The 25,688-nt window shown below is 72.0% G+C and carries 25 protein-coding genes and 1 tRNA gene; 8 read left to right on the top strand and 18 right to left on the bottom strand.

Features of this window, described 5'->3' with window-relative positions; genetic code table 11:
- Nucleotides 1–785, top strand: a 785-nt coding sequence (locus BGP03_RS29985; RefSeq protein ID WP_299738343.1) for an ATP-binding cassette domain-containing protein, incomplete at its 5' end; no start/stop codon positions are given.
- Nucleotides 782–1,675 (top strand): ABC transporter permease, encoded by an 894-nt coding sequence (locus BGP03_RS29980; RefSeq protein ID WP_298798920.1) that lies wholly within the window; start codon nt 782–784, stop codon nt 1,673–1,675. The genes BGP03_RS29985 and BGP03_RS29980, both read left to right, overlap by 4 nt.
- A 132-nt stretch (nt 1,676–1,807) precedes the next feature.
- On the opposite strand, the gene BGP03_RS29975 is transcribed toward BGP03_RS29980, so the two are convergent.
- Together BGP03_RS29975 and BGP03_RS29970 are read right to left on the bottom strand one after the other, a co-directional pair.
- Nucleotides 1,808–3,031, bottom strand: coding sequence for an alpha-amylase family glycosyl hydrolase (locus tag BGP03_RS29975; RefSeq protein WP_296367109.1), 1,224 nt, complete (start codon nt 3,029–3,031; stop codon nt 1,808–1,810).
- On the bottom strand, nt 2,917–3,918 hold the full coding sequence (locus BGP03_RS29970) for an EamA family transporter (protein ID WP_298798923.1): 1,002 nt from the start codon (nt 3,916–3,918) through the stop codon (nt 2,917–2,919). The genes BGP03_RS29975 and BGP03_RS29970 overlap by 115 nt, the downstream gene beginning before the upstream one ends.
- Nucleotides 3,919–3,990: 72 nt before the next feature.
- Between BGP03_RS29970 and BGP03_RS29965 the strand changes: the two genes are divergently transcribed.
- On the top strand, nt 3,991–4,899 hold the full coding sequence (locus BGP03_RS29965; protein ID WP_298798924.1) for a LysR family transcriptional regulator: 909 nt from the start codon (nt 3,991–3,993) through the stop codon (nt 4,897–4,899).
- Here the strand turns inward: BGP03_RS29965 and BGP03_RS29960 are convergent.
- Nucleotides 4,882–5,223, bottom strand: coding sequence for an MmcQ/YjbR family DNA-binding protein (locus tag BGP03_RS29960; RefSeq protein WP_299738337.1), 342 nt, complete (start codon nt 5,221–5,223; stop codon nt 4,882–4,884). The genes BGP03_RS29965 and BGP03_RS29960 overlap by 18 nt on opposite strands.
- Nucleotides 5,220–6,827, bottom strand: coding sequence for a glycosyltransferase 87 family protein (locus BGP03_RS29955; RefSeq protein WP_298798928.1), 1,608 nt, complete (start codon nt 6,825–6,827; stop codon nt 5,220–5,222). Before BGP03_RS29955 ends, BGP03_RS29960 begins: the two co-directional genes overlap by 4 nt.
- A gap of 122 nt (nt 6,828–6,949) precedes the next feature.
- Between BGP03_RS29955 and BGP03_RS29950 the strand changes: the two genes are divergently transcribed.
- Complete coding sequence (locus tag BGP03_RS29950) at nt 6,950–7,225, top strand: hypothetical protein (protein WP_298798930.1); 276 nt, start codon at nt 6,950–6,952, stop codon at nt 7,223–7,225.
- A 414-nt stretch (nt 7,226–7,639) separates the two neighbouring features.
- On the opposite strand, the gene uvrB is transcribed toward BGP03_RS29950, so the two are convergent.
- Nucleotides 7,640–9,748, bottom strand: a complete 2,109-nt coding sequence (gene uvrB / locus BGP03_RS29945; RefSeq protein WP_296372702.1) for an excinuclease ABC subunit UvrB — start codon at nt 9,746–9,748, stop codon at nt 7,640–7,642.
- A gap of 164 nt (nt 9,749–9,912) precedes the next feature.
- Here uvrB and BGP03_RS29940 point away from each other — a divergent pair, with 164 nt between their 5' ends.
- Nucleotides 9,913–10,422, top strand: a complete 510-nt coding sequence (locus tag BGP03_RS29940) for a DUF402 domain-containing protein (RefSeq protein WP_296372447.1) — start codon at nt 9,913–9,915, stop codon at nt 10,420–10,422.
- Between the two features lie 11 nt (nt 10,423–10,433).
- Here BGP03_RS29940 and BGP03_RS29935 read toward each other — a convergent pair whose 3' ends face one another.
- From BGP03_RS29935 to rpsA, 5 genes are all read right to left on the bottom strand, one after another.
- On the bottom strand, nt 10,434–11,024 hold the full coding sequence (locus BGP03_RS29935) for a hypothetical protein (RefSeq protein ID WP_296372449.1): 591 nt from the start codon (nt 11,022–11,024) through the stop codon (nt 10,434–10,436).
- The gene (locus BGP03_RS29930) at nt 11,021–11,668 is read right to left on the bottom strand and encodes a sigma-70 family RNA polymerase sigma factor (protein WP_296372452.1); all 648 of its coding nucleotides are present in this window, start codon (nt 11,666–11,668) and stop codon (nt 11,021–11,023) included. Before BGP03_RS29930 ends, BGP03_RS29935 begins: the two co-directional genes overlap by 4 nt.
- A 117-nt stretch (nt 11,669–11,785) precedes the next feature.
- A complete protein-coding gene (coaE, locus tag BGP03_RS29925) occupies nt 11,786–12,985 on the bottom strand; it encodes a dephospho-CoA kinase (protein WP_298801068.1) in 1,200 nt (399 codons plus the stop codon).
- 89 nt (nt 12,986–13,074) lie between these two features.
- Nucleotides 13,075–13,725, bottom strand: a complete 651-nt coding sequence (locus tag BGP03_RS29920; protein ID WP_296372456.1) for a hypothetical protein — start codon at nt 13,723–13,725, stop codon at nt 13,075–13,077.
- A 166-nt stretch (nt 13,726–13,891) separates the two neighbouring features.
- A complete protein-coding gene (gene rpsA, locus BGP03_RS29915; RefSeq protein ID WP_296372458.1) occupies nt 13,892–15,379 on the bottom strand; it encodes a 30S ribosomal protein S1 in 1,488 nt (495 codons plus the stop codon).
- Nucleotides 15,380–15,597: 218 nt separating this feature from the next.
- Here rpsA and BGP03_RS29910 point away from each other — a divergent pair, with 218 nt between their 5' ends.
- Both BGP03_RS29910 and BGP03_RS29905 read left to right on the top strand, forming a co-directional pair.
- A complete protein-coding gene (locus BGP03_RS29910; RefSeq protein ID WP_298801069.1) occupies nt 15,598–16,413 on the top strand; it encodes a class I SAM-dependent methyltransferase in 816 nt (271 codons plus the stop codon).
- 409 nt (nt 16,414–16,822) lie between these two features.
- Entirely contained in the window at nt 16,823–17,224 is a 402-nt protein-coding gene (locus BGP03_RS29905; RefSeq protein WP_296372704.1) for a hotdog fold thioesterase, read from the top strand.
- A gap of 340 nt (nt 17,225–17,564) precedes the next feature.
- On the opposite strand, the gene BGP03_RS29900 is transcribed toward BGP03_RS29905, so the two are convergent.
- From BGP03_RS29900 to BGP03_RS29875, 6 genes are all read right to left on the bottom strand, one after another.
- Nucleotides 17,565–18,287, bottom strand: coding sequence for an ABC transporter ATP-binding protein (locus BGP03_RS29900; RefSeq protein WP_298801070.1), 723 nt, complete (start codon nt 18,285–18,287; stop codon nt 17,565–17,567).
- Nucleotides 18,284–19,090: an ABC transporter ATP-binding protein gene (locus BGP03_RS29895; protein WP_296372465.1), complete on the bottom strand. Its 807-nt coding sequence runs from the start codon at nt 19,088–19,090 to the stop codon at nt 18,284–18,286. Before BGP03_RS29895 ends, BGP03_RS29900 begins: the two co-directional genes overlap by 4 nt.
- The gene (locus BGP03_RS29890; protein WP_296372467.1) at nt 19,087–20,832 is read right to left on the bottom strand and encodes a hypothetical protein; all 1,746 of its coding nucleotides are present in this window, start codon (nt 20,830–20,832) and stop codon (nt 19,087–19,089) included. The genes BGP03_RS29895 and BGP03_RS29890 overlap by 4 nt, the downstream gene beginning before the upstream one ends.
- Nucleotides 20,829–21,758, bottom strand: coding sequence for a branched-chain amino acid ABC transporter permease (locus BGP03_RS29885; RefSeq protein ID WP_296372469.1), 930 nt, complete (start codon nt 21,756–21,758; stop codon nt 20,829–20,831). The genes BGP03_RS29890 and BGP03_RS29885 overlap by 4 nt, the downstream gene beginning before the upstream one ends.
- 98 nt (nt 21,759–21,856) lie before the next feature.
- Nucleotides 21,857–23,089, bottom strand: a complete 1,233-nt coding sequence (locus tag BGP03_RS29880) for a branched-chain amino acid ABC transporter substrate-binding protein (RefSeq protein ID WP_296372471.1) — start codon at nt 23,087–23,089, stop codon at nt 21,857–21,859.
- Between the two features lie 183 nt (nt 23,090–23,272).
- Nucleotides 23,273–23,848: a response regulator gene (locus tag BGP03_RS29875; RefSeq protein WP_296372705.1), complete on the bottom strand. Its 576-nt coding sequence runs from the start codon at nt 23,846–23,848 to the stop codon at nt 23,273–23,275.
- Between the two features lie 174 nt (nt 23,849–24,022).
- Between BGP03_RS29875 and BGP03_RS29870 the strand changes: the two genes are divergently transcribed.
- Nucleotides 24,023–24,105: transfer RNA gene (locus BGP03_RS29870), tRNA-Leu, on the top strand.
- A gap of 34 nt (nt 24,106–24,139) precedes the next feature.
- Here the strand turns inward: BGP03_RS29870 and BGP03_RS29865 are convergent.
- Both BGP03_RS29865 and BGP03_RS29860 read right to left on the bottom strand, forming a co-directional pair.
- Nucleotides 24,140–24,463: a YrdB family protein gene (locus tag BGP03_RS29865; RefSeq protein WP_298801072.1), complete on the bottom strand. Its 324-nt coding sequence runs from the start codon at nt 24,461–24,463 to the stop codon at nt 24,140–24,142.
- On the bottom strand, nt 24,460–25,593 hold the full coding sequence (locus BGP03_RS29860; RefSeq protein WP_298801073.1) for a dipeptidase: 1,134 nt from the start codon (nt 25,591–25,593) through the stop codon (nt 24,460–24,462). The genes BGP03_RS29865 and BGP03_RS29860 overlap by 4 nt, the downstream gene beginning before the upstream one ends.
- Between the last annotated feature and the right edge of the window lie 95 nt (nt 25,594–25,688).

Raw genomic sequence — 25,688 nt, 5'->3', positions numbered from 1 at the left:
GCATGCTGATGGGCCTCATCCGGCCCACCGCGGGCCGCATCACCGCGTTCGGGCTCCCCGTCGCCGCCGGTGCGCCGGTGCTGGCGCGGATCGGCGCGTTCGTCGAGGGGCCGGGCTTCCTGCCCCACCTCTCCGGGGCCGAGAACCTGCGCCTGTACTGGGCCGCGACCGGCCGCCCCACCGACGAGGCCCACCTCGCCGAGGCGCTGGAGATCGCGGGGCTGGGCGCGTCGATCGGACGGCGGGTCGGCACGTACTCCCAGGGCATGCGGCAGCGGCTCGCGATCGCCCAGGCCATGCTGGGCCTGCCCGAGCTGCTCGTGCTCGACGAACCCACCAACGGGCTCGACCCGCCCCAGATCCACGCCATGCGCGAGGTGCTGCACCGCTACGCCGCGGGCGGGCGCACGGTGCTGGTCTCCAGCCACCTGCTCTCGGAGGTGGAGCAGACCTGCACGCACGTGGTGGTCATGCACCGCGGCCTCGTGGTGGCCGACGGCACCGTCGAGGACATCATCGCCGGCGGCGGGGCGGCGACGTTCACCGTCGACGCGCCGGACCGGGCGGCCACGGTCCTCGGGGAGCTGAACGGCGTCCACGCCGTGCAGGTCGACGGCGGGGCGGTGCACGCCGAGCTGAACGGCACGCCGCGCGCGTCGGCGGTGCGGGCGCTCGTCACGGCCGGGGTGGACGTCGCCTCGGCCGGGCCGCGGCGCCGTCTCGAGGACGCGTTCCTGCAGCTGGTCGGAGAGGCTCCGCCGATGGAGGAGGATGGGGAACCATGACCTCGCAAGAGGCCTCGACCCACACGGGCACGGTGGGCGAGCTCGCCGCCGGCCCCGTCCCCACAAGGTACCGCCCCGACCGCACCATGCCGCTGCGCGTGGAGCTGGCCCGCCAGCTCGAGCGCCGCCGCACGCAGGTGACGTTCGGGCTGGTCGTGGTGCTGCCGATCATCCTGTGGGTGGCGTTCTCGCTGGCCGCGAGCAGCCCGCCCGGCAGCGCCACCAACCTCGTCGACCTCGCCAAGGGCAGCGGCGGCAACTTCGCCGTGTTCGCGCTGTTCGCGTCGGCGTCGTTCCTGCTGGTGGTGGTCGTGGCGCTGTTCTTCGGCGACACGGTGGCGTCGGAGGCGTCGTGGTCGAGCCTGCGCTACCTCCTGGCCGCCCCGATCCCCCGGGCCCGCCTGGTGCGGCAGAAGGCGGTCATCGCGGCGTTCCTGTCGGTGTGCGCGCTGGTGCTGCTGCCGGTGGTGTCGCTGGTCGTCGGGAGCCTGGCCTACGGCACGGGCGACCTCGTCAGCATCACCGGCGAGTCCCTGCCGTTCTGGACCGGCGCCGGCCGCATCCTGCTCGCCGCGCTCTACATCGCCGTCAACCTCAGCTGGGTCGCGGCGGTGGCGATGCTGCTGTCGGTGAGCACCGACGCGCCGCTCGGCGCCGTCGGCGGGGCGGTGATGGCGAGCATCGTCAGCCAGATCCTCGACCAGATCACCGCGCTGGAGGATCTGCGCAACTACCTCCCCACCCACTACGGCACGGCGTGGTTCGGCCTGCTGTCGGGGCAGATCGACTGGGGCGACATCACCCGCGGCGTCTTCGGCAGCCTGATGTGGGCGCTGGTCCTCGGTGCGTTCGCGGTGTGGCGGTTCGAGCGCAAGGACATCACCTCGTAGCCGGTATGCGGAGGTAGGGAGCGCGATCCGGGCGCGGAAGCATGGCCGTGTGCGGGCCTGCGAACCGGACGTCGAGGCGTGGATCGAGCGCGACGGGGTGCGCATGGGCCCGGTCCGGTCCGGCCTGATACCTCAGCCGGACACCGCCCATCCGTGCGGCGGGACCGTCGCACGGGAGCCGTCGAGGTGGGCCTCCCCGGCCAGCACCTCGCCCTTGGCGTCGTGGACGAGCGGGGCGTCGTCGAGGTTCAGCGCGAGCACCAGGCGCTGCCCGTCTCCCTCGAGGGCCAGCACGAGCTGGGTGTTGGTCAGATGCACCGGTGAGCCGTGGGCGCGGTGCAGCCAGGGGTGGCGGCGGCGCAGACCGATCAGCTCCTGGTGCAGCCGGAACGTCTCCGCGCCGAGCGTCGAGAGCTCGTCGGGCGAAGCGGGGAACTCCGGCCTGACCTCGTCGTCGCCGCCCTCCCGCTCCTCCTTCGTGCCGCGGAACGCCTGCTCGTCGCCGTAGTACACCGACGGCGTGCCGGCCACGGTGAACAGCACAGCGAGCGCGTGCGGGAGGTGGCGCTCGTCGTCGATGCGGCTGGCGATGCGCGTGACGTCGTGGTTGCCGACGAACGTGAGCGGGGCGAAGGGCAGCTCGTCGTGCCGTGTGAGGGCGTGGGCCAGCTCGAACAGGTTGCGGTCGTTGATCGCGCTCCAGGTGGCCTTCCACAGCTCGTACTGGGTGACGGCGTCCATGCCCGACCCGGCGACGATCGCGGCGTAGTCGCCGTGGATCACCTCCCCCACCACGTAGACGTCCGGGAAGCGCTCGCGCACCCGGGGCAGCACCCGGGCCCAGAAGTCGGTGGGCACGGCGTAGGCGGCGTCGAGGCGCCAGCCGTCGGCGCCGGCGGCGAGCCAGTGGCACATGACCTCGACGACCAGGTCCGACACCGCGGGATCGTCGTGGTCGAGCGTGACCAGACCGGGATGGCCCTCGAAGGTGGTCCCGTCCGGGCGCAGCATCCGCGGCTCGACGTAGCCGGGGGCGGCGTGGTTGAACACGCCGTCGAGCAGCACCCGCAGGCCGCGGTCGTGTGCGGCGGCCACCAGCTCGGCGAAGTCGTTCTCGTCGCCGAGCCGGGGGTCGATGCGGAAGTAGTCCAGCGTGTCGTAGCCGTGGGTGGCGGAGGCGAACACCGGACCCAGCGCGATGCCCGAGGTGCCGAGCTCGAGCGCGTAGTCCAGCCAACCGGTCAGGCGGCCGAGGCGGTGGGTGACCTCGACGCCGTCGCTGCCGCGCTCGGCCCCGACGAACCCGAGAGGGTAGACGTGCCACCAGATCGCGTGCTCCACCCAGGCCGGTTCCATCGCGTCAGGCTCTCACGAGCGGGGGTGCCGAGCAGTACCCCACCGACGATCACCGCGGCCGCGACGAGCTCTACGGCACCCGGCCGCTCCCCCAGCACCAGCGCCGACAGCCCGATGCCGACGACGGGTACGAGCAGCGAGTACGGCGCCACGACGCCCGCCGGGTTGCGGCGCAGGAGCAGCGTCCAGATCCCGGAACCGACGACGGTGGCGAGCACCACGAGGTAGAACAGGGCCAGCAGGCCCGGGAGCCCGGCGGGGGTGACGGCGGCGCGCAGCGCGGCGAGGTCCGCGGCCGGACCCTCGGTGGCCAGCGACAGCGCGAACAGCGGCAGCGGCGGCACCACCGACATCCACAGCGTCAGGTGCAGGGGGTTCGCGTCCGGCGCGGCGCGCAGCGCGAGCCGGCTCGACAGGTTGCCGAACGCCCAGCCCAGCCCGCCGAGCAGCGTGAGCAGCACCGGGAGCAGGGCGGCGCTCTGCGCGCGGGAGACGGCGATCGCCGCCATCCCGACGACGGCGAGCCCGATGCCCACCTGCTGGCGCGGCGACAGCCTCTCGCGGAGCAGGACCGCGCCGAGCAGCACGGTGAACGGCGCCGACGACTGCAGCACCAGCGACGCCAGCCCCGTCGGCATGCCGACGTCCATCGCGACGAACAGGAACACGAACTGCACGGTGCCGAACCCGAGCCCGTACCCGATCAGCCAGCGCAGCGGGACCTGCGGCCGCGGTACCAGCAGCATCGTGGGGACCGCGATGATCGCGAACCGCAGGCCCGCGAGGAACAGCGGCGGGAAGTGCTGGAGGCCGACGTGGATGGCGAGGAAGTTGGCGCCCCACAGCAGGGCGACGAGGGCGGCGAGCAGGCGGTCGCGGGTGGTCACGCCGTCCACGCTGCGCGTCGAGTATCAGGAAGACCAGCGAAGGATTCTTCATCGTCTGTGTAGATTTGCTGCATGGACGTCCAGCGGCTGCGGGTGCTGCGGGAGCTGGCCGACCGCGGCAGCGTCGCCGCCGTCGCCGACGCGCTGTCGTTCACGCCGTCGGCGATATCGCAGCAGCTCAAGGCCCTGGCCGAGGAGGTCGGCATGCCGCTCACCGAGCCCGCCGGGCGCGGCCTGCGGCTCACCGACGTCGGGCGGGCCCTCGCGGCGGAGGCCGAGGGTGTCCTGACGGCGCTCGCCCGGGCCGACGCGGCCGTCGAGCGGCTGCGCACCACGCCGCGCGGGCAGGTGCGGATGGCGATCTTCCCGTCGGGGGCGCGGATGCTGCTGCCGGGCGTGCTGGCCCGCCTCGACGACGTCGCGGAGGTGGATCTGCAGTGCCGTGACGTCGACATGAACCCCGCCGAGGTGACCGCGCTCGCGGCCGATTTCGACGTGGTGGTCACCCACCGCGACGAGCACGCGCCGCCGCACGCGGTCGAGCGCCGCGTGGTGGTGCCGCTGCTGCGCGAGCCCCTCGACGTCGTCCTCCCGCCCGGGCACCTCCTCGCCCGGCGCCGGAAGGTGCGGCTCGACGAGCTGGCCGGCGAGGCGTGGATCAGCGTGGAGGTCGGCTGGCCCGTCGACGACGTGCTGCGGTCCCTGGCTCTGCACACCGATACGCGGCCGCGGATCGTCCAGCGCATCAACGACTTCTCCGTCACCGAGGAGCTGGTGGCCGCGGGCCGGGGCGTCGCGCTGCTGCCCCGCTACTCCACGGACGACCGCGGCGGACGGCGGCTCGTGCGCAGGCCGCTGGCCGGGGTGCGGGCCGCCCGGTTGGTGGAGGCGGTGCTGCGCACGAGCGCGGCCGAGCGGCCGGCCGTCCGCACGGTGCTCGACGCGCTGTGTGCCGAGGCGGCGTCACTGACCGGGGCGTAGCCGCTTCGGCAGCTTCGCCACCACCGCGTCGTAGGAGGCGCCCACCAGCCCGCGCAGCTCGTCGTCGGGGATCGGGCCGTCCAGCGCGATGCCGTTCCGGCCGAACCGGCCGATGTGGGCCGTGACCGTGACCGCGTCGGGGTGGGCCAGCCGCAGCTCACCGGCCTCCTCGGCGTCCCGGCCGCACTCGAGGCCGACGCCGTCGCCGCCCGGGAACGCGGAGATCTCGCCGCCGACCTTGGCCACGAGGTCGCGCTCCCAGGGCATGTCCTCCTCGGCCCCGGGCTTGCCGAGGCAGTAGGCCACCAGGTCGTCGTGCGTCACGCCCGTCGCCAGCGCCACCACATCAGTGCGAAGAGCAGCACCGTGAACCAGACGTAGGTGCTGCCGACCACCTGTTCCCACGGCGTCCAGGCCAGCTCGCGGCCGTCGGCGCGGGGCAGCCCCTGCTGGTGCGGGGCGATCACGAAGACGGCCGCGGCGAGCACGGTGACCGCGATCCACACCGCCGACCGCGTGCGCCACGCCGTCGCCGCCGCCACCAGCAGCGCCGGGGCCACCCACACCCAGTGGTGCGACCACGACGTCGGCGACACGAGCAGCCCCACCCCGGCCGTCGCGACCAGCGCCAGCGGGGCGGGAGCCCGGCGGATCACCGGCACGGCCAGCAGCAGCAGCAGCAGCGACATCAGCAGCCACGTCACCGTGCCCGCCGTGCCGTCGACGCCGGCGCGGACCAGCACCGCCTGGAACGTCTGGTTGGTGAAGAACGCCGACCCGCTGACGCCGCTCGCGGGGTTGTGCAGCCAGAACGTGAGCGAGGACCCGGGCGCGACGACGAACCCGATGGCCGTGGCGACCACGCCGGAGACGGCGGCGGTGGCGGCGGCCTTGTAGTCGCGGCGCAGCAGGAAGTAGAGGACGAACGCCGCGGGCGTCAGCTTGATCGCGGCGGCGACGCCGATGAGCATCCCGCGGGGCCACCGCGGCCGGACCACCAGGATGTCGACGGCCGCGAGCGCCATCAGCAGCAGGTTGATCTGCCCGAACTCGATGGTCTGCATCACCGGCTCGAGCCCCAGCGCGGGCCGGACGAACCCGGTGACCACGGCGTTGAAGTCGATGTCCTTGCCCGGCTCGACGGCCAGCGCCAGCGGCAGCGCGATCGACGCCACCGACAGCGCCCCACCCCGCCCGCCCGACGGCCACAGCCGCCGCGCCACGACGAACAGCGTGAGGCCCAGCGCCAGCGTCGAGAGCGCGAGCAGCACCGTCCACGACACCACCCACGGCACCACGGCCAGCGGTACCATCACCAGCGCCGCGAACGGCGGGTAGATGAACGGCAGCGTGATGTGATCGGACGTCTCCGGCAGCGTTCCGTACATGTCGCCGCCGTGCAGCCAGGCCTGGACGCCGAAGCGGTAGACCTCGAGGTCGATGTGCCGCCCGCCCGTGTGCACCACGACGCCCACGAGCACCAGGGCGAGCAGCGGCACGGTGACCGGGAGGATGCGACGCGGGTGGCGGAGCTGGTCGAGCACCCAACGCTCACGCGTGGCCGACGGGCCGGTCACAGTCACGCGAAGCACGGTAGACCCTGTCAGTCCAGCGGCCGGTGGGCGGTCTCCGGAAGGCGGAGGTGGACCACGAGTCCGAACAGCGCCAGCACCGCGACGTACCAGGGGGAACCACTCGGGGTGCTTGATCGACGCCAGGTACGTGGCCAGGTAGGGCGCCGTGCCGCCGAAGATCGCGACGGTGAGCGAGTACGGGAACCCGATGCCCGCGGCCCGGACCCGGCCGGGGAACAACTCGGCGTTGAGCGCGGCCGCGATGGAGGTGTAGCCGGTGAGCAGCACCATGCCCGCGCACTGCACCACCAGCAGCGACGCGAACCCGCTGCCGATCACCCCGAACAGCGGCACGACCCCGATCCCGAACCGGGTGGGTCTCCTCGGCGCCGCGGCGGATCCAGAACCCGACGAGCGCGATCACCGCCCCGATCACGAACAGCACCCGCCAGCCCCAGCTGCCCATCGCGTCCCTGGTGAGCAGCGCCGCGAGCAGGGCGGTGAGCCCGGACGCGATGAGCTGCCCGACCGTCGTCGACGGCAGGCTCCCGCCGCCCATCAGCAGGATCGTGACGGTCAGGGCGTTGCGCCGGCCCACCCGGTCGGCGACGGACCCCAGCAGCAGCCCGCCCAGCGGCCGCACGAAGAAGCCGACCGCGAACACCGCGAACGCGCTGAGCAGCGGCACCAGCGGGTCGGCCGAGTCGCTGGGGAAGATCTGCGCGGAGAAGTACACCGCGAGGAACGAGTAGGTGCACCAGTCGTACCACTCCACGGTGTTGCCGATCGACGTCGCCACCAGCTGCCGCACCGGGCGGCGGGTAGGAGCCACCACCCCGCCTACGCGCTCGTCCATCCGAACCCCCCGACCGTCGTTGCGGGGAGGGTGCCCCGGACGGCCGGATCCGGCAGCACGGAGCGGTGATCGCCTCCCACCGCACCTCCCGGCCCCGGCCAGGGCGCTGACGTGCGACGGCTCATGGACGCCAGCCGCCCCGTGATCACGGTCAACCGCACCGCTGTGCCCTCTCCAGGGCGCTCACGTGCGATCGGCGATCACCGGCCACCTGGGGCACGCTGGTCCGTCGATTCCATGATCGGCGGTTCGGTGCACGATCGGCCAGATCCGGCCGGAAACGCGCCCATCCGCTGATCATGCGGCACCGTCAGCGGATGCCGGCCGCGTCCATGCCGCGCAGCTCCTTCTTCAGGTCCTGGATCTCGTCGCGCAGGCGACCGGCCAGCTCGAACTGGAGATCGCGGGCCGCGGCGAGCATCTGGTCGGTGAGGGACTGGACCAGGTCGGCCAGCTCCGCACGGGGCATGGTGGAGGTGTCGCGGCCGGTGACCACGCCCGAGCTGGCGCTGGAACGACCGGGCTCGCCCGCCGCCCGCTTGCCGCGGGACTGGTTGCGCCCCGAGCCGCCGACGGGCACGGCGCCGCCCTCGGAGTCCTCGGCCTCCTTGTAGACCTGGTCGAGGATGTCGGCGATCTTCTTGCGCAGCGGCTGGGGGTCGAGGCCGCGTTCCTCGTTGTAGGCCACCTGCTTGGCGCGGCGCCGGTCGGTCTCGTCGATGGCGTACTGCATCGACTCGGTGACCTTGTCGGCGTACATGTGGACCTCGCCGGAGACGTTGCGCGCCGCGCGGCCGATGGTCTGGATGAGCGACGTGCCCGACCGCAGGAAGCCCTCCTTGTCGGCGTCGAGGATGGCCACGAGCGACACCTCGGGCAGGTCGAGACCCTCGCGGAGCAGGTTGATGCCGACCAGCACGTCGTACTCGCCGAGGCGCAGCTGGCGCAGCAGCTCGATGCGACGCAACGTGTCGACCTCCGAGTGCAGGTAGCGCACGCGGATGCCCAGGTCGAGCAGGTAGTCGGTGAGGTCCTCGGCCATCTTCTTCGTGAGCGTGGTGACCAGCACCCGCTCGTCGCGCTCGGAGCGCTCGCGGATCTCGTGCACCAGGTCGTCGATCTGGCCCTTCGTGGGCTTCACCACGACCTTCGGGTCCACCAGGCCGGTGGGCCGGATGACCTGCTCCACGAACTCGCCGCCGGTGCGGGAGAGCTCGTAGGGGCCGGGGGTGGCGGAGAGGTACACCGTCTGCCCGATGCGGTCGGCGAACTCCTCCCACGTCAGCGGCCGGTTGTCGGTGGCCGAGGGCAGCCGGAAGCCGAACTCCACCAGGTTGCGCTTGCGCGACATGTCGCCCTCGAACATGCCGCCGATCTGCGGCACGGTCTGGTGGGACTCGTCGATGACCATGAGGAAGTCGTCGGGGAAGTAGTCGATGAGCGTGGCGGGGGCGGTGCCCGGGCCACGGCCGTCGATGTGGCGCGAGTAGTTCTCGATGCCCGAGCAGAACCCGACCTGGCGGATCATCTCCAGGTCGTACTGGGTGCGCATGCTCAGCCGCTGGGCCTCCAGGAGCTTGCCCTGGTTCTGCAGCTCCTCGAGGCGCTCGGCGAGCTCGGCCTCGATGTCGCGGACCGCGCGCTCCATGCGCTCCGGCCCTGCGACGTAGTGGGTGGCGGGGAAGATGCGCAGCTCGTCGACCTGGCGCACGACGTCGCCGGTGAGCGGGTGCAGGTAGTAGAGCGACTCGATCTCGTCACCGAAGAACTCGATGCGGATGGCCAGCTCCTCGTACGCCGGGATGATCTCCACGGTGTCGCCGCGCACCCGGAACGTGCCGCGGTTGAAGGCCATGTCGTTGCGCGTGTACTGCACGTCGACGAGCAGGCGCAGCAGCGCGTCGCGCTCGACGGTGCCGCCGACCTTCAGCTCCACCGACCGGTCGAGGTAGGACTGCGGCGTGCCCAGGCCGTAGATGCACGACACCGACGCCACCACGACGACGTCGCGGCGCGAGAGCAGGTTGTGGGTGGCCGAGTGGCGCAGGCGCTCGACGTCCTCGTTGATCGAGGAGTCCTTCTCGATGTAGGTGTCGGTCTGCGCGATGTACGCCTCGGGCTGGTAGTAGTCGTAGTACGAGACGAAGTACTCGACCGCGTTGTTGGGCAGCATCTCGCGCAGCTCGTTGGCCAGCTGCGCCGCCAGGGTCTTGTTGGGCGCCATGACCAGCGTGGGCCGCTGCAGCCTCTCGATGAGCCAGGCGGTGGTGGCCGACTTGCCCGTGCCGGTGGCGCCGAGCAGGACGACGTCCTGCTCGCCCGCGCGCAGGCGCTTCTCCAGCTCGGCGATGGCCGCGGGCTGGTCGCCGGCCGGCTCGAACTCACTGACCACCTGGAACGTGCCGTCCGACCGCGGGATGTCACTGACCGGGCGGTGCTCGGAGTGGGCGAGCGGGAGCTCGTCCTGCTTCGCCTGCCCGAGAGAAGCAGCGCTGCCGGGGACCTCAGTTGCGAATGCCACGTGGTCCAGAGTACGAGGCAGCACCGACAGTTTCCGGACTCCCGGTCTGCCACGATCAGCACATGCACCCGCCGAAGATCGCGACCTTCGACGTCCCCGCCCAGGTCAACATCGACACGAAGGGCAACGCGCGCCCCGTCGACGAGTACCGCGAGACCCACTTCGGCCTCTACATGAGCCGGGCCATGGTCGACCGCCCCACCGCCCACTGGATGCAGACGTGGCTGCTGCCCGGCCTCGGCCTCGCCGTCACCGACTGGTGGTGGAAGCCAGGGCACGCCCGTGACCAGGACTTCTACCTCGACGTGTGCGAGATCCACCGCGAGGACGAGCGGTGGATCATGACCGACCACTACCTCGACATCGTCGTGCAGCACCGCCGCGGCGCCCAGGTGATCGACGTGGACGAGTTCACCGCCGCCGTCGCCCAGGGCCTGCTGGCCCCCGACGCCGCGGAACTGGCCCTGCACCGCACCTACCGGGCCGTGGACGGGCTCGCGTCACACGGCTACGACCTGGCCGGCTGGCTCGGCGGCCTGGGCATCGAGCTGACCTGGAAGCACCAGGGCTGAGCCTGCCGCGATCAGGCGGCGGGGGTGGTGGTGCCCGGACCGGTGGAGGTGGAGGTGGAGGTGGAGGAGGCGGCCGAGGTGGTGGTCCGCGGCGGCTTCCTCGTGCTCGTCGTCGGCGGGTTGGACGTCGTCGTGCTGGGGCCGCCCTCCGCGTTGGGATCCGTGGTCGGGGCCGTGGTCGGGGCCGACGTCACCACCGGCGGCTTCGGCACCACCGGCGCCGGCTGCGGCGTGGTGGTCCGCGGCACCACGCGCACCTTCGTCTTCTGCGTCCTCTCCTGCGTGGTGGTCGGGTCCGCCGGGGCGGGGGGCGGGGCGACCACCGCCGGAGGCAGGGTCACCGGCGGGACGGTGGTGGTCGGCCCAGGGGCGATGACGGCCTCGGCCTTGACCGCAGCGGCCGGCGCGGCGTTGGCCTGGGCCACGGCGGTGATGCCGCCCAGCCCGCCCACGGTGAGCACGGCGGCCGCGGCGGCCGTGCTGGCCCGGTTCAGGGTGCCGGCCCGGCGGATGACGCTGTCCACGGACGGCAGAGCGACGGCCGCGGACAGCTCGTCGTCCAGGCGCAGGAACTCGTCGGTCATCCGGTCCAGCGTGGTCACCGGTACCCCCCCTTGTCGTCGTACACGGCGTACACATCGCTCTCGTACGCGACCTCGGCGCCGGAGGGGTCGTAGTCGTCGTCGTTCTCCTCCGCCGGTGCTCCGGCGCCCAGCACCTCGGGCAGCACGTCGGCCATGCCCTCGGTGACCACCAGCCGGGCGCGCGCGAGCCGGGCCTGGACGGTGCCCCGCGAGACCTGCTCGATCGCCGCGATCTCCCCGAGCGACGCCCCGGCCATGTGCGCGAGCACGACGCAGCGGCGTTCCGCGGCCGGGAGCCGGCGCAGGGCGTCGAGCAGGGCGCCCGTGCGGGTATCGACGCTGTCGCCGATCGGCTGCGGACGGCCGATGCCGACCTTGGCCGCGAACCGCCGCCAGCTGCGGATGGTGGAGCGGACGGCCACGCGGCGCACCCAGGCGGTGGGGTCCTCGGAGCGACCCACGGTGGCCCACTCGCGCCAGGCGCGCGAGTACGCGTCCTGCACGGCGTCGTGGGCCTCGCCGGGGTCGAGCGTGATGGCGAAGAGCTGGGCGACGAGGCGCTGGTAGTGAGCCTCGAGGTGGGCGCCGAAATCGACGCGGAGCTGGAGGGGCGATGACGCCGGGGCGTCCTGCACGACGTCGACGTCCGGTGTGGCGGTCACCTTCCGTGCTCCCCTCAGCTCGTTCCGACTGCCCTGAGCGACCAACGTTCACTCGATCGGGCCTGGACCTGCCTGTCCATCGCAGGTCGCCTGCAGCGCGTTACGGATGTGCATCCTTCACCGGGCCAACGACGCGGTCCACCCGGAGGATGCGGCCCAGGCCTCGGCCCGCGGCGCGGCCGCGTCGAACCAGAGCTCCTTGGCCCCGGCGTAGCGCGCGGCATCGGCGTCGGCGGCGTACCGATCGGCGGCGGACCGCTTGACGGCCAGGTACTCCGCCCGGGCGGCGGCGTCGGCGCGCAGCCAGTCGCGGAGCAGCAGCGCGTAGCGCCAACCGGGCGACCCGACGACCCGTACGTGCAGGTGGACGGGCCGCCCGGGGTCGGCGTAGCCGTGATAGCGCTTGAGCCACGGAGCCGAACCGGGAGGCTTCGGGCTGTCCCGGTCGATGTCGGGTCGGCGCGGGAAGCCGACCGCGGTCAGCGCGTCGTCCAGCGCGTCGGCGTCGTCCAGCGACGTGACGCCCAGCTGCAGGTCGATGACGTCCTTGGCGGGCAGGCCCGGCACCGCCGTCGACCCGACATGGGCGACGCCGTGGCCGCGCTCCCCCGCCGCGGCGGCCACCCGCGCGGCGATGCGGGCGCCCGCGGCGGCCCATCCCGGGTCGGGCTCGACGAGCCGAGCGGCACCGGCCCGCACCGTCCGGTGCAGCCGCACGTTCTCCTCGAACGGCACGAGCCGGTCGGCCCAGAGCGCGTCGACGGCGGCCTCGAGGTCCGCGGGGGCCCCGGAGTTGTCGAGCCAGACGTCGGCCGCGGCGCGGCGGGCGGCGTCGTCGGCCTGGTTGGCGATGCGCGCCCGGGCGTCGGCCTCGGGCATGCCGCGTGAGCCCACCAGCCGCCGCACCCGCTCCTCGACGTCCGCGTGCACGACCACCACCAGCGGGAACAGCGGCGCCATCCCGCCCTCGACGAGCAGCGGGATGTCCTGCACCACCACCGCGCCGTCCGGAGCGGCGGCCATCAGCTCGTCGGAGCGGCGGCGCACCAGCGGATGGGTGATGCCGTTGAGGCGGGCCAACGCGTCCGCGTCACCGAAGACGATCGACGCCAGCGCGGGCCGGTCCAGGGACCCGTCCGCGGCGAGCACGCCGTCCCCGAACGCCGCCGCGACCTCGGCCAGCCCGGGCGTGCCCGGGGCCACGACCTCGCGGGCGATCCGGTCGGAGTCGACCAGCACCGCCCCGCGCTCGACGAGCCGCGCGGCCACCGTCGACTTGCCCGATCCGATCCCGCCGGTCAATCCCACGCGCAACACGGCAGCAACCGTACGGGGTCCGACCCCGCCCGGCCGACGCCGCGGTGCCCCCCGGCCGCGACGCCGGTCGGCGGGACGTCCGGGGTGGGTCAGGGGGCCCCGGCCGCCTGTGCGGGTGCGGCCGTGCGGGTCGGGGCGGCCACGACGGGAGCCGTGGCGGCGATGCCGGGCAGCACCCGCTGCGCCAGGTCCACCAGCACGTCGGCCGGGTCCCGCGGCAACGGCCGCTCGGGCAGCGTGAACGTGAGGGTGCCCGAGCCGTAGAGGACCGTCAGGAGCGTCTCGCCCCCGCGTTCCACCAGCACCGCCTTCGCCGCACCGATCGGCACGTCGCGCTTGGCGCCGTCCTCGGCGGAGATGTTGAGCGTCCACTGCGCGGCGGCGGCGGCCGGTGTGTCGTAGGCGGCGGCGTTGAGGGAGAGCAGTGGCCGTCCGCCGACCGGGCCGCCCGCGGTGCCGGTGTAGGCGCAGTCCAGGCGCTCGGTGCGACCGACCGCCGGGGCGGGCACCCCGACCGTGCTGCGGACGCCGACGGAGTCGAGCGGCAGCCCCAGCAGCGCACCGAGATCGCCGACGGTGATCAGGCGCGCGCAGTCGTCGGGCACCTTGCCCTGGTCGGGGCCGGCCGGGGCCGTGGTGCCGGACGTCGCGGAGGCCGCCGGGAAGGTCGGGAGCGCCGGGCCGGGCTCGGGCTGTGCGCAGCCTGCGACGGCGAGCACGCCCAGGACGACAGCGGACATCCCCGCTGCGACCCGATCCGTCCCCCCGAGCATGTCCCCACGGTAGAGGGAACCATCGGGCCCACGCCGGGGACGCGCCCAGCCGCCGTCCAACCGTGACCCGGAGAAGCCGAACGGCCCCGGTGAGGTGGTCACCGGGGCCGTTCGGAGTACTACAGGTGGACGATCACGCCCCGCCGGACAGCTTCTCCCGCAGAGCGGCGAGCTGCTCGTCGCTGGCGAGCGAACCACCGGACTCGGCCGGGGCGCCCTCACCGCTCGGCGCCGCCGAGGACGAGTAGCTGGTGCCGGTGGCACCCTCGACGGCGGCCTCGGCCTCCGCGTCGGCCGCCTTCTTGAGCTGCGCGATGTGCTGCTCGTAGCGGACGTGCGCCTCGGCGTACTCCTTCTCCCACGCCTCGCGCTGGGACTCGAAGCCCTCCTGCCAGTCGCCGGTCTCGACGTCGAAGCCCTCGGGGTAGATGTAGTTCCCCTGGTCGTCGTACTCGGCGGCCATGCCGTAGCGCGTGGGGTCGAACTCCGTGTCGACCGTCATGCCCTCGTTGGCCTGCTTGAGCGACAGCGAGATGCGGCGCCGGTCGAGGTCGATGTCGATGACCTTGACCATGGCGTCGTCGCCGACCTGCACGACCTGCTCCGGGATCTCCACGTGGCGCTCGGCGAGCTCGGAGATGTGCACCAGGCCCTCGATGCCCTCCTCGACGCGCACGAACGCACCGAAGGGGACGAGCTTGGTGACCTTGCCCGGCACGATCTGGCCGATCGCGTGGGTGCGGGCGTACAGGCGCCACGGGTCTTCCTGCGTGGCCTTGAGCGACAGCGAGACGCGCTCGCGGTCGAGGTCGACGTCGAGGACCTCGACGGTGACCTCCTGGCCGACCTCGACGACCTCGGACGGGTGGTCGATGTGCTTCCAGGACAGCTCGGAGACGTGCACCAGGCCGTCGACACCACCGAGGTCGACGAACGCACCGAAGTTGACCACCGAGGACACGACGCCCTTGCGCACCTGGCCGCGGGCCAGCTGGTTGAGGAACTCGCTGCGCACCTCGGACTGGGTCTGCTCCAGCCACGCGCGGCGGGACAGGACCACGTTGTTGCGGTTCTTGTCCAGCTCGATGATCTTGGCCTCGATCTTGCGGCCGACGTAGGGCTGCAGGTCGCGCACGCGGCGCATCTCGACCAGCGAGGCCGGGAGGAAGCCGCGGAGGCCGATGTCCAGGATGAGACCACCCTTGACGACCTCGATGACCGTGCCCTCGACCGGCTCGTCGGCCTCCTTGAGGGCCTCGATCGTGCCCCAGGCGCGCTCGTACTGCGCACGCTTCTTGGACAGGATCAGGCGGCCTTCCTTGTCCTCCTTCTGGAGGACGAGGGCCTCGACGTGCTCCCCGACCGACACGACCTCAGCGGGGTCGACATCGTGCTTGATCGAGAGTTCCCGCGAGGGGATGACGCCCTCGGTCTTGTAGCCGATGTCGAGCAGGACCTCGTCACGGTCGACCTTGACGATGGTGCCCTCGACGATGTCGCCATCGTTGAAGTACTTGATCGTCAGGTCGATGGCGGCGAGGAAGTCCTCCTCCGACCCGATGTCGTTGACGGCGACCTGCGGTGTCGTGGAGGTCGGGGCGGCGGTGGTGTCGGTGGACATGTAGTGGGGTGCTCCGGTGATGGATGGATTGGTGGTGCGGACGTGGTGTGGGGCTCGTGACGTGGTGCTGTCACCCTCAAGGCTTGACGTGTGGAACAGATGTGGTCGCAAGGGCTGGACGAACCGGCGACATTGACCACAGCGAGAATTTCATGCTACGCGGAGCCCGATCACCGGGGCAATGCGGGTACCCCCCTCCGAACTGCCACGATTCACCTGTGAGCGCCGAAGATGAGCTCGGCACGACCGCTGTCGCGCGACGTGCCGTGGACGAGGCCGAGTCGCAGCGTGCGAGCCGCCTGTGGTGGGACGCCGACGCCGCCGACTACCTGGCGGAACACGGCCGCGACATCGGTGATTCCGACTTCGTGTGGTGCCCCGAGGGGTTGCGCGAGGCCGATGCGGGTCTGCTCGGTGACGTCGCCGGGAGACGGGTCCTCGAGGTGGGGGCCGGATCGGCGCCGTGCGCCCGCTGGCTGGCCGGGCACGGCGCCCGTCCGGTGGCCCTGGACCTGTCCGGCGCGATGCTCCGGCACGCCGCCGCGCTGGGTGTGTCGACCGGTGTGCCCGTACCGCTGGTGCAGGCGGGCGCGGAGCGGCTGCCGTTCGGCGACGGGGTGTTCGACGTGGCGTGCTCGGCGTTCGGAGCCGTCCCGTTCGTGGCCGACCCCCGCCGGGTGATGCGCGAGGTCTTCCGCGTCCTGCGTCCGGGCGGCCGCTGGGTGTTCGCGGTGAACCACCCCATGCGCTGGATGTTCTCCGACGACCCGGGGCCCGACGGGCTGGTCGTCCAGCAGTCGTACTTCGACCGGACTCCCTACGTCGAGGTGGACGGCTCCGGTGCCGCCGTCTACGTCGAGCACCACCGCACGATGGGCGACCGGATCCGTGACATCGTGGCCGCCGGCCTCGTCCTCGACGACGTGGTGGAGCCGGAGTGGCCGGAGGGTCACGAGCGGATCTGGGGCCAGTGGTCCCCCCTGCGCGGCGCTCTCTTCCCGGGAACGGCGATCTTCGTCTGCCACCGCCCCTGACCCCGCGCGCGCGAGTCGGCGGTTCCGCGCGCGCGAGTCGGCGGTTCCGCGCGTTCCGTCGGTCGCACGGATGGCGCGACTCACCCGCACGCAGGCCACGACTCGGGCTCACGCAGGCCCCGACTCGCGGGGGTGCTGGGATGGGCTCGTAGGGGTGCTGGAGGTCACGTGGCGGCAGGCCGTGCGGTGGCGGACGCGGCGACAGCCGCTGGTCGACCCTGCCGACCCCGACGGCGGCACCGATCCCGCTGATGCACGTCCCGCCGGCGCCGGTCACCCGGGCCTGACCGTCCTCGCAGACCCCGCCGTCTCCTCGCAGGCGCCACGGACCCTGCGAGGTGCACACCGGCTCTGCGAGGACGCGGCCTAGAGTTCAGCGGTGCCGATCGATCCCGAGAACCTGCCGCCCATGTCCACCGTCGAGCAGCTCGGGGACCGGATGGGCATCGAGATCCTGACGATGACCCTCGACGAGGTGGTCGGCCGGATGCCCGTGAAGGGCAACAAGCAGCCGTTCGGGCTGCTGCACGGCGGCGCGAGCGCCGTGCTCGCGGAGACCCTGGGCTCCACGCTCTCGGCTCTCCACGCGATGCCCGAGCGGTTCCCGGTGGGCCTCGAGCTCGCCTGCACCCACCACCGCTCGGCCACCGAGGGCTACGTGACCGGGGTGGCCCGCCCGATCCACGTCGGCCGCAGCACCTCCACCAGCGAGATCGTGATCAGCGACGAGCAGGGCCGCCGCGTCTGCACCGCCAAGCTCACCTGCCTGCACCGCGACACCCTCCCGCCGACGGCCCCGCAGCCGGGCTGATCGCAGCGCCCGCCGGCCTCTCACGCCGCCGTGGTGTGCGGAGCGCGGGCAACTCGGGCCCACGACGCCGTGCCCTGGGCGAACGCGCACTCCCCGCGACCACTGCCCCGTTGTCGTTCGCGGCGTGGCCGCCCTCGTTCTCGCCCACCAGGTCACCGGCCGTCCCGACGACCCGACGGCCGTACTCCTCCACGCGCTCGGGGAGCAGGCGGGGTCCTGGGACGCCGTGGCCGCGACCCTGGGCGGATCGTTCCGGGTGGTGGTGCCCGATCTGCGCGATCTGCGCGGCCACGGAGCGACCGTTCCGGCTGCCTGCTACTCGCTGGATCTCATGCGAAAGTTACGACGCGACGCCCTCGCCCAGGTAGGCCTCCTGCACGCGGGGATCGGCCAGCAGCTCGCGACCGGTGCCCGAGAGCGTGGTGCGACCCAGGTCGATCACGTAGGCGTGGTCGGACAGCGCCAGCGCCGACAGCGCGTTCTGCTCCACCAGCAGCACGGTGGTGCCCTCGGACTGCAGCTCCTTCACCGTGGCGAAGATCTTCTGCGTCATGATCGGCGAGAGCCCCATGGACGGCTCGTCGAGCATCAGGAGCTTCGGACGCGACATCAGGGCCCGGCCGATGGCCAGCATCTGCTGCTCGCCGCCGGAGAACAGGCCGGCCTTGTTGCGCCGCCGCTCCCCCAGCACCGGGAACATGTCGAAGATCCGGTCCATGTCGCTGAGGATGCCGTCCTCGTCGTCACGGGTGTAGGCCCCGAGACGCAGGTTCTCCTCCACCGTCATGCGGGCGAACAACCGCCGGCCCTCCGGGCTGTGGGCCACCCCCATACCCAGGATCTTGTGGGCCGGGAGTGCGTGGATCGGCGTGCCGTCCAGCACGATCTCGCCCGACACCGGGCGCAGCAGCCCGGAGACCGTGCGCAGCGTGGTGGTCTTGCCCGCACCGTTGCTGCCGATCAGGCTGACGACCTGACCCTCCTCGACGGAGAACGTCACACCGCGGACGGCCTGGATGGCGCCGTAGGCGACGACCAGGTCGCGAACCTCGAGAAAACTCACTGGGTCTCCTCAGCCTCGTGGATCTGGGCTTCCACCTCGTCGGGCGGGGCACCCAGGTAGGCCTCGATGACGCGGGGGTCGCCGCGCACCTCGTCCGGCGTGCCCTCGACGAGGACCTCGCCCTGCACCAGCACGAGCACCCGATCGCAGAGGGTGAAGATGAACTTCGTGTCGTGCTCGATCACCACCACCGACGTGCCGAGCATGCGGATCGCGAAGATCAGCTGGCGGGTGGCCTCGGTCTCCTGCGCGTTCATGCCGGCCGTCGGCTCGTCGAGCAGCAGCACCGACGGGTCGGTGGCCAGCGCGCGGGCGATCTCGAGCCTGCGCTGGTCGCCGTAGGGCAGGTTGCGGGCGAGCTCGTCGGAGAAGCGCGCGAGCCCGACGAACTCCAGCAGCTCCGCCGTGCGTTCCCGCGCCTCCCGTTCGCTCTTGCGGAACCCGGGACCGTGCAGCAGCGAGATGATCGGGCTCTGCTTCATCCGCACGTGCCGCCCGACCAGCACGTTCTCCTCGGCCGTCATGCTCGGGAACAGCCGGATGTTCTGGAACGTGCGCGCCACGCCCTGCTCGGTGACGCGCGCCGGGTCGTGCGGGAGCGGCGTGCCCCGGCTGGACACGGTGCCGGACGTGGGCGCGTACAGCCCGGTCAGACAGTTGAACAGGGTGGTCTTGCCGGCGCCGTTCGGGCCGATGAGGCCGATGACCTCACCCTCGGCGAGGCCGAACGACACGTCGTTGAGCGCGCGCAGGCCACCGAACTGCATGGTGACGCCGGAGGCCTCGAGAATCGGAGAGGTCATGTCGTCACGTCCACAACCGGAGTCTCGTCCTCGGCGTCGGGGGCCAGCTCGGCACGTCGGTGGGCGTCGGGGATCAGGCCCTGCGGCCGGAACCGCATGATGACCACCAGCGCCAGGCCGAAGATCAGCAGCCGGTAGTCGGCGAACTCGCGGAGCTTCTCGGGCAGCACGAACAGGATCGACGCGCCGAGCACGGCGCCCGGGATCGTGCCCATGCCGCCGAGGATGACCGACGCCAGCAGCGTGACCGACTGGATGAACTGGAAGCTGTCGTAGGCCACCACGCCGGTCTTGTGGGCGAAGAACGCCCCCGCGAGCCCGGCCAGCGTCGCCCCGATCATGAAGGCGAGGATCTTGACGGGCCCCGTGCGGATGCCCATGGCCCGCGCCGCGTCCTCGTCCTCGCGGATCGCGATCCAGGCGCGTCCGAGCCGGGAGTTCTTCAGGTTCGCGAAGACCAGCATGACGGCCGCGACCAGCAGCACGATCAGCACGTAGTACAGGACGCCCGAGGGCAGCTTGACCGCGCCGATGGTCAGCGGCGCGGCGAACGACTGCCCGAACGCCGAGACCGCCGGGATGTTCGGGATCGCGTTCGCGCCGCCCGTCAGCCCGCCGATGTTGTTCTGCGCGCTACGCACGAAGATCTCGCCGAAGGCGAGCGTCACGATCGCGAGGTAGTCACCGCGCACCCGCAGCGTCGGCGACCCGACGATGGCCCCGAAGATGCCCGCCACCACCGCTGAGATGATCATGACGAGCGGGAACGGGAGTTCGATGCCGATCTCCGACGCCGCGGCGCCGGAGAGGTTGGCCGCCACGAACGCCCCGATGCCGAGGAACGCGACGTACCCGAGGTCCAGCAGGCCGGCGAGGCCGACCACGATGTTGAGCCCGATCGCGGTGGCCGCGTAGACGCCGATGTTGGCCGCCACCGTCATCCAGTACTCGGTGCCCGCGCTGGTCAGCGGCAGCAGCAGCGCCACGACCAGCAGCACGACGACGCTGAAGATCCGGTGGCGCTCGGACACGGCCGAGACCCACGTCAGCAGGCCGGAGGCGGACAGCGCGGAGATCGCGCCGCCCAGCGCGCCCAGCACCGAGAGGAACACCGCGCCCGCGTACGGGTTGACGACGCCGCCCTGCCCGCCGCTGGTGAGCACCCCGGCGACGAGGAACAGCACGATCGCGAACACGACCAGCAGGATCAGCCACTCGGCCCACCACGGGAGCCGCCAGGTGAGCTCCGGCTTGGCGCCGAGCCCGCCCGCGGTGCCACCCAGGACGGCGACCAGTCCGCCGACGAGCGCGACGACCGCGCCGAACGCGACGGCCCCGTCCGAGGCCGTGACGGCGCCGAAGCCGCCGCCCTGCACGAGGATGTACAGGCCGTTGATCACGGCCACGGCGATCGTGCCCCAGCCGAGGCCGCGGATGATCCGGCCCGCGGCGGGCAGCCCGAGGAGCGCGACGACGATCATCGCGATGCCGATCACCAGCAGGTGCAGCCGGAACCCGGTGACGCCGAGGGGGTCGACGAAGAAGTTGAGCGTCGCCTTGTCCGGGTAGGGACCTTCGTTGAGCACGAAGGTGGCCCAGGGCAGATAGGTGCCGATGATCGTCAGCACGCCGGCCAGCACGCGCAGCACGGTGGCGCGCGGGGCCAGTGCCGACCACAGCCCGTCGAGGCGTCCGCGCCGCGGGACGGCGGTGGGAACGGCCCGGGCCTCGATGGTGGTCATGCGCGCACCCGCTCGGTCTCGCCGAAGAAGCCCTGCGGCCGGAACACCAGCACGACGATGAGCACCACGAAGATCCAGACGTAGTCGTAGGCCGTGCCGCCGGGCAGGTACTGGCCACCCAGGGCCTTCACCAGGCCGATCGCGAGCCCGCCGACGACCGCGCCGCGGATGTTGCCGATGCCCCCCAGCACGGCCGCGGTGAACGCGAAGATGCCGTTCTGGAAGCCCATGTCGATGTTGATCGTGTTGTAGAGCCCGCCGTAGAGGATGCCGCCCACCCCGGCGAGCGCGCCGCCGAGGACGAACGTCAGGACGATGACACGGTCCGGGTCGACGCCCATCAGCCGGGCGACGTCCGGGTCCTGCGCGGTGGCCCGCATCGCGCGTCCCATCCGCGAGCGCTCGACGAACGTGTTGAGCGCGTAGGCCAGCGCGAGCGCGACGACGACCAGCAGAATGGCCGAGTACTTGATCGGGATGCCGTCACCGATCGGGATGATCAACGTGCCGGGCACGAAGATCGTGGGGAACGGCACGGCCGCGGTGGCGTTCGGGTAGAACACCCGGACCGCCTCCTGCAGGGCCACCGACACACCGAGCGCCGTGATCAGCGGGGCCAGCCGGGGCGCGCCCCGCAACGGCCGGTAGGCCAGGCGTTCCATCGCCACCGCCACGAGCACCGAGACCGCCGCGCCGACGATGAGCAGGATCGGCAGCGCGAAGTACCAGTGGTTCTTCAGCGCGGTGGGGAGCAGGTAGGTGAACATGGCGAGGCCGCCGTAGGCACCGACCATGAAGATCTCGCCGTGGGCGAAGTTGATGAGCTGGACGATCCCGTAGACCATCGTGTAGCCGAGGGCGATCAATCCGATCAACGAGCCGAGCACCAGCCCGTTGACGATCTGGGACAGCAGCGTGGACAGCAAGTGGGTCCTCTTCCACGAACGATGGGGGCGGGTCGGTGACCCGCCCCCATCATCGGAGCCTGTTCAGCTTACGGACGATCCCTGGTTCCGGGCGGGAGTCAGCTCGCCTTGTACGTGCCGGTCTCGATCGGGGCGAAGTTGTCGCCCTTCACGCCGTACACGGTGAGGACCTTGTTGGTGGTGTCACCGTACTGGTCGAACGCGATCGAGCCGCTCGCCCCGTCCAGCTTGGTGGCCTGCACCGCGTCGATCAGCGCCTGGCGCTTCGAGTCGTCGAAGGTGCCCGTGCCGACCGCGGTGGCCAGCCCGTTGATGATCACGTTCGCGGCGTCGTAGGTCAGGACCCCGTAGGCGCTGAAGTCCTCGGCGAAGTTCGCCGCCTTGTAGTCGCTGATGAACGTGGCCGCGCTGGGCAGCTGGTCGGCAGGTGCACCGACGTTGGTGGCGAGGTCGCCGACGCGGCCGCCGAGGGCCACGAACTGCTTGTCGACGATGCCGTCGCCACCCATCAGCGGGATGTTGAGGCCGGCGCCGGCGAGCTGCGCCGACAGCGGCCCGGCCACCGGGTACTCACCGCCGTAGTAGACCGCGTCCGGGTTGAGCGGACGGATCTTGGCGATGACGCCGGAGAAGTCGGTATCCTTCTCGCCGACCTGCTCCTGCGCGACGACCTTCGCACCGAGCTTCGTGGCCTCGGCGGAGAACGTGGCCGCGAGGCCCGCGCCGTAGGTCTTGCCGTCGTTGATGACGGCGATGTTCTTCTTGCCCGCCTTCTGGATCAGGTACTGGGCGCCGAACGGGCCCTGCACGAGGTCCGTGGTGGCCACCCGGAAGTAGGTCTTGAACGGCCGGGCGGGTGCCGTGGTGGCGGCCTGGCCGAGCGTCAGGGTCGGGTTCGTGTTGGCCGGGGAGACCATCACGATCTTCTTGGCGTCGAGGATCGGCGCCACGGTCTGGGCGGTGGACGAGTTCAGCGTGCCGACGACGCCGACGACGTTGGGGTCCGACGACAGCTTGGTGGCGGCCTGGCCGGCGATCTGCGCCGTGGCCTGGTCGTCCTCGGGCTGGAAGTCGAGCTTGTAGCCCTTGACCGTGCACTTCTGGTTGGCCTGGTCGACCGCGAGCTTCGTGGAGTTGCGCATGCCGAGGCCGAGAGCGGAGAGGCTGCCCGACAGGGGCGCGACCATGCCGATCACCAGAGTTCCCTTGCTGGTGTCGCAGGAACTACCGCCGCCGGAGCCGGCGGCCTCGTCCCGGTTGGTGCCGCACGCCGTGAGCCCGAGGGCTCCGGCGAGGATCGCGGCGGTGACGACCGTCCGCCTCCGAGTCATGCTGTGTCCTTCCGTGCCGCGTGTCCCGGGGTGCCCGACCACGCCCGAACTCCCTGAGGTGTCGAGAGCGTCGGGGACGTTAGGGCACCCGTTGCCCGCCGTCACCCTTCCGCGTCCGTCCTTTACCGGACCGCAACTCTCAGCAGCGGAACGTGATCGTTACAGCAGCGGAGGGTGACAAGATCAGGATTTGGGCGCGGCCAGCCCGTCGACGACGGCCTCGGCGACGGCCTTCATCGTGGTGCGCCGGTCCATCGCGGTGCGCTGGATCCAGCGGAAAGCGTCGGGCTCGGACATCGACTGGCGCGTCATCAGCAGGCCCTTGGCCCGGTCGACGACCTTGCGGGTCTCCAGCCGCTCGGTGAGCGTGGCGACCTCGTCCTCCAGCGCGCGCTTCTCGGCGAACCGGGACACGGCCAGCTCGATGGCCGGCACCAGCTCGTGCCGTGCGAACGGCTTGACCAGGTAGGCCATGGCGCCCGCGTCGCGGGCCTGCTCGATGAGGTCACGCTGGCTGAACGCGGTGAGCATGACGACGGGCGCGATGCGCTCCTCGACGATCAGGGAGGCGGCCGCGATGCCGTCCACCTTCGGCATCTTCACGTCCATGATGACAAGGTCGGGACGCAGGGAGCGGGCGAGCTCGACGGCCTGCTCACCGTCCCCGGCCTCACCCGCGACGACGTAACCCTCCTCGCTCAGCATCTCGGTGAGATCGAGGCGGATCAGCGCCTCGTCCTCGACGACGAGCACGCGCAGCCCGACCGCCGGTCCGGCGTCGTCACGGGGCGTGCTCTCCTCGGAAACCTGCTGGGTCACAGGGACTGCTCCTTCACCGGGCGGGTGTAACCGGAAGCATCAGAATAGCCGGGGCGGGCGACCCGCCGCGCTGTGATCTCGGCACCCGGCCACCTGGTAATCTGCCCCGGTCAGGCCGGGGTGGTGGAATGGCATACACGGACGACTCAAAATCGTCTGTCCTCGCGGACATGCGGGTTCGACTCCCGTCCCCGGTACTCCTCGGCGGCTGATGCCCCGACCGACCCGCCGTCAGCCGAGCACGCGGTCGAGCGCCACCACCGCCACCGCGACGACGCCCACCGCCACGCCGAGCGCGGTCCGGCCCGTCGCCCACAGCGCCGCCGCGGCGAGCAGGAACGCGGCGAGCTGGAACGCCAGCAGCGCCGGGTCGGTCAGGCGCCGGGAGGCGTGCGGGGCGGCGAACAGGCCCCACGCCACCGCGAAGGCCAGCGGCAGGGCCACGACCAGCACGAACCGCCAGACCCCCGACCCCACGTGCCAGCCCCACACCCCGAACGCGGCGAGGGCCGCGAGCTCGACGGCGAAGAACACCACGTCGTTGACCGGTTTCACCCGCCGGACACCTCGGCGTCGGCCAGCGCGCGCAGGGCGTTGCGGCCGGCGAGCTTCGCGCAGTCCTCGTCGCTCCAGCCCCGCTCCATCAGGGCCGCGACGAGCGCCGGGTAGCAGGAGACGTCCTCCAGGCCGACGGGCAGCTCCGGCGTGCCGTCGAAGTCACCGCCGATGCCGATGTGGTCGATCCCGGCCACCTCGCGGGCGTGCTCGACGTGCCGGACCACGTCGTCGAGCGTCGCGGACGGGCACAGCGGCCCGGTCCACGCCGCCTCGAACGCGCCGCGCGCGGTGAGATCGCGGTGGTCGATCCCGGCGGCCTCCATGGACGTCTGCAGCTCCCGGTCCCAGTCGGCCGCCGCCGACGAGACGAAGCGGGGCACGAACGTCACCATGCAGACGCCGCCGTTGCCGGGCAGGGCGGCGAGCACCTCGTCCGGGACGTTGCGGGGGTGGTCGGTGACCGCGCGGCACGAGGAGTGCGTGAACACGATGGGGCGCGTGGTGGTGGCCAGCGCATCGCGCATGGTGGTGGCGGCGACGTGGGAGAGGTCCACGAGCATCCCGATCCGGTTCATCTCGCGCACGACCTCGTGGCCGAAGTCCGAGAGCCCGCCGTGCACGGGCTCGTCGGTGGCCGAGTCGGCCCAGCCGGTGTTGAGGTTGTGCGTCAGCGTCATGTAGCGGACGCCGAGATCCCCCAGCGTGCGCAGGTGCTCGAGCGAGCCGTCGATGCAGTGGCCGCCCTCGGCGCCGAGCAGGGACCCGACGCGGCCGCCGTCGAACCCGGCCCGGGCGACGCCCGCGGTGGTCGCGAGCGCGAGGTCGTCCGGGTAGGCCTCGGTGAGCAGCCGCACGAGCTCCACCTGCTCCAGCACGGCGGCCATGGCCTCCGGGCCCGCCAGCGAGCACGGCACGAACACCGACCAGAACTGCACGCCGACCCGGCCTTCCCGCAACCGCGGGATGTCGGTCTGCAGCGCGGCGACCCGGGAGGCGATGTCGGTGCGCGCCACCGCCGTGACGGGATCGGGGCCGCCCAGCTCGCGCAGGGCCCACGGCAGGTCGTTGTGCCCGTCGACGAGGGGGGTGGACTCGAGGAGCGCCCGCGCGCGTTCGTACACGGTCATCTGGCCAGTATGCGGAAGGGTCTCCGGCCTGCGGATCGGGACTTTCGGGGCGTTCCGGACAGCACCCTTCTCTCATCTGAACAAGTGCGCAATCC

Source organism: Pseudonocardia sp. 73-21 (assembly GCF_001899645.1).
In the GTDB taxonomy this organism is placed as follows: domain Bacteria; phylum Actinomycetota; class Actinomycetes; order Mycobacteriales; family Pseudonocardiaceae; genus Pseudonocardia.
The sequence above is the reverse complement of the archived record's forward strand: the minus strand, read 5'-3'. Positions and strand labels throughout refer to the sequence as shown.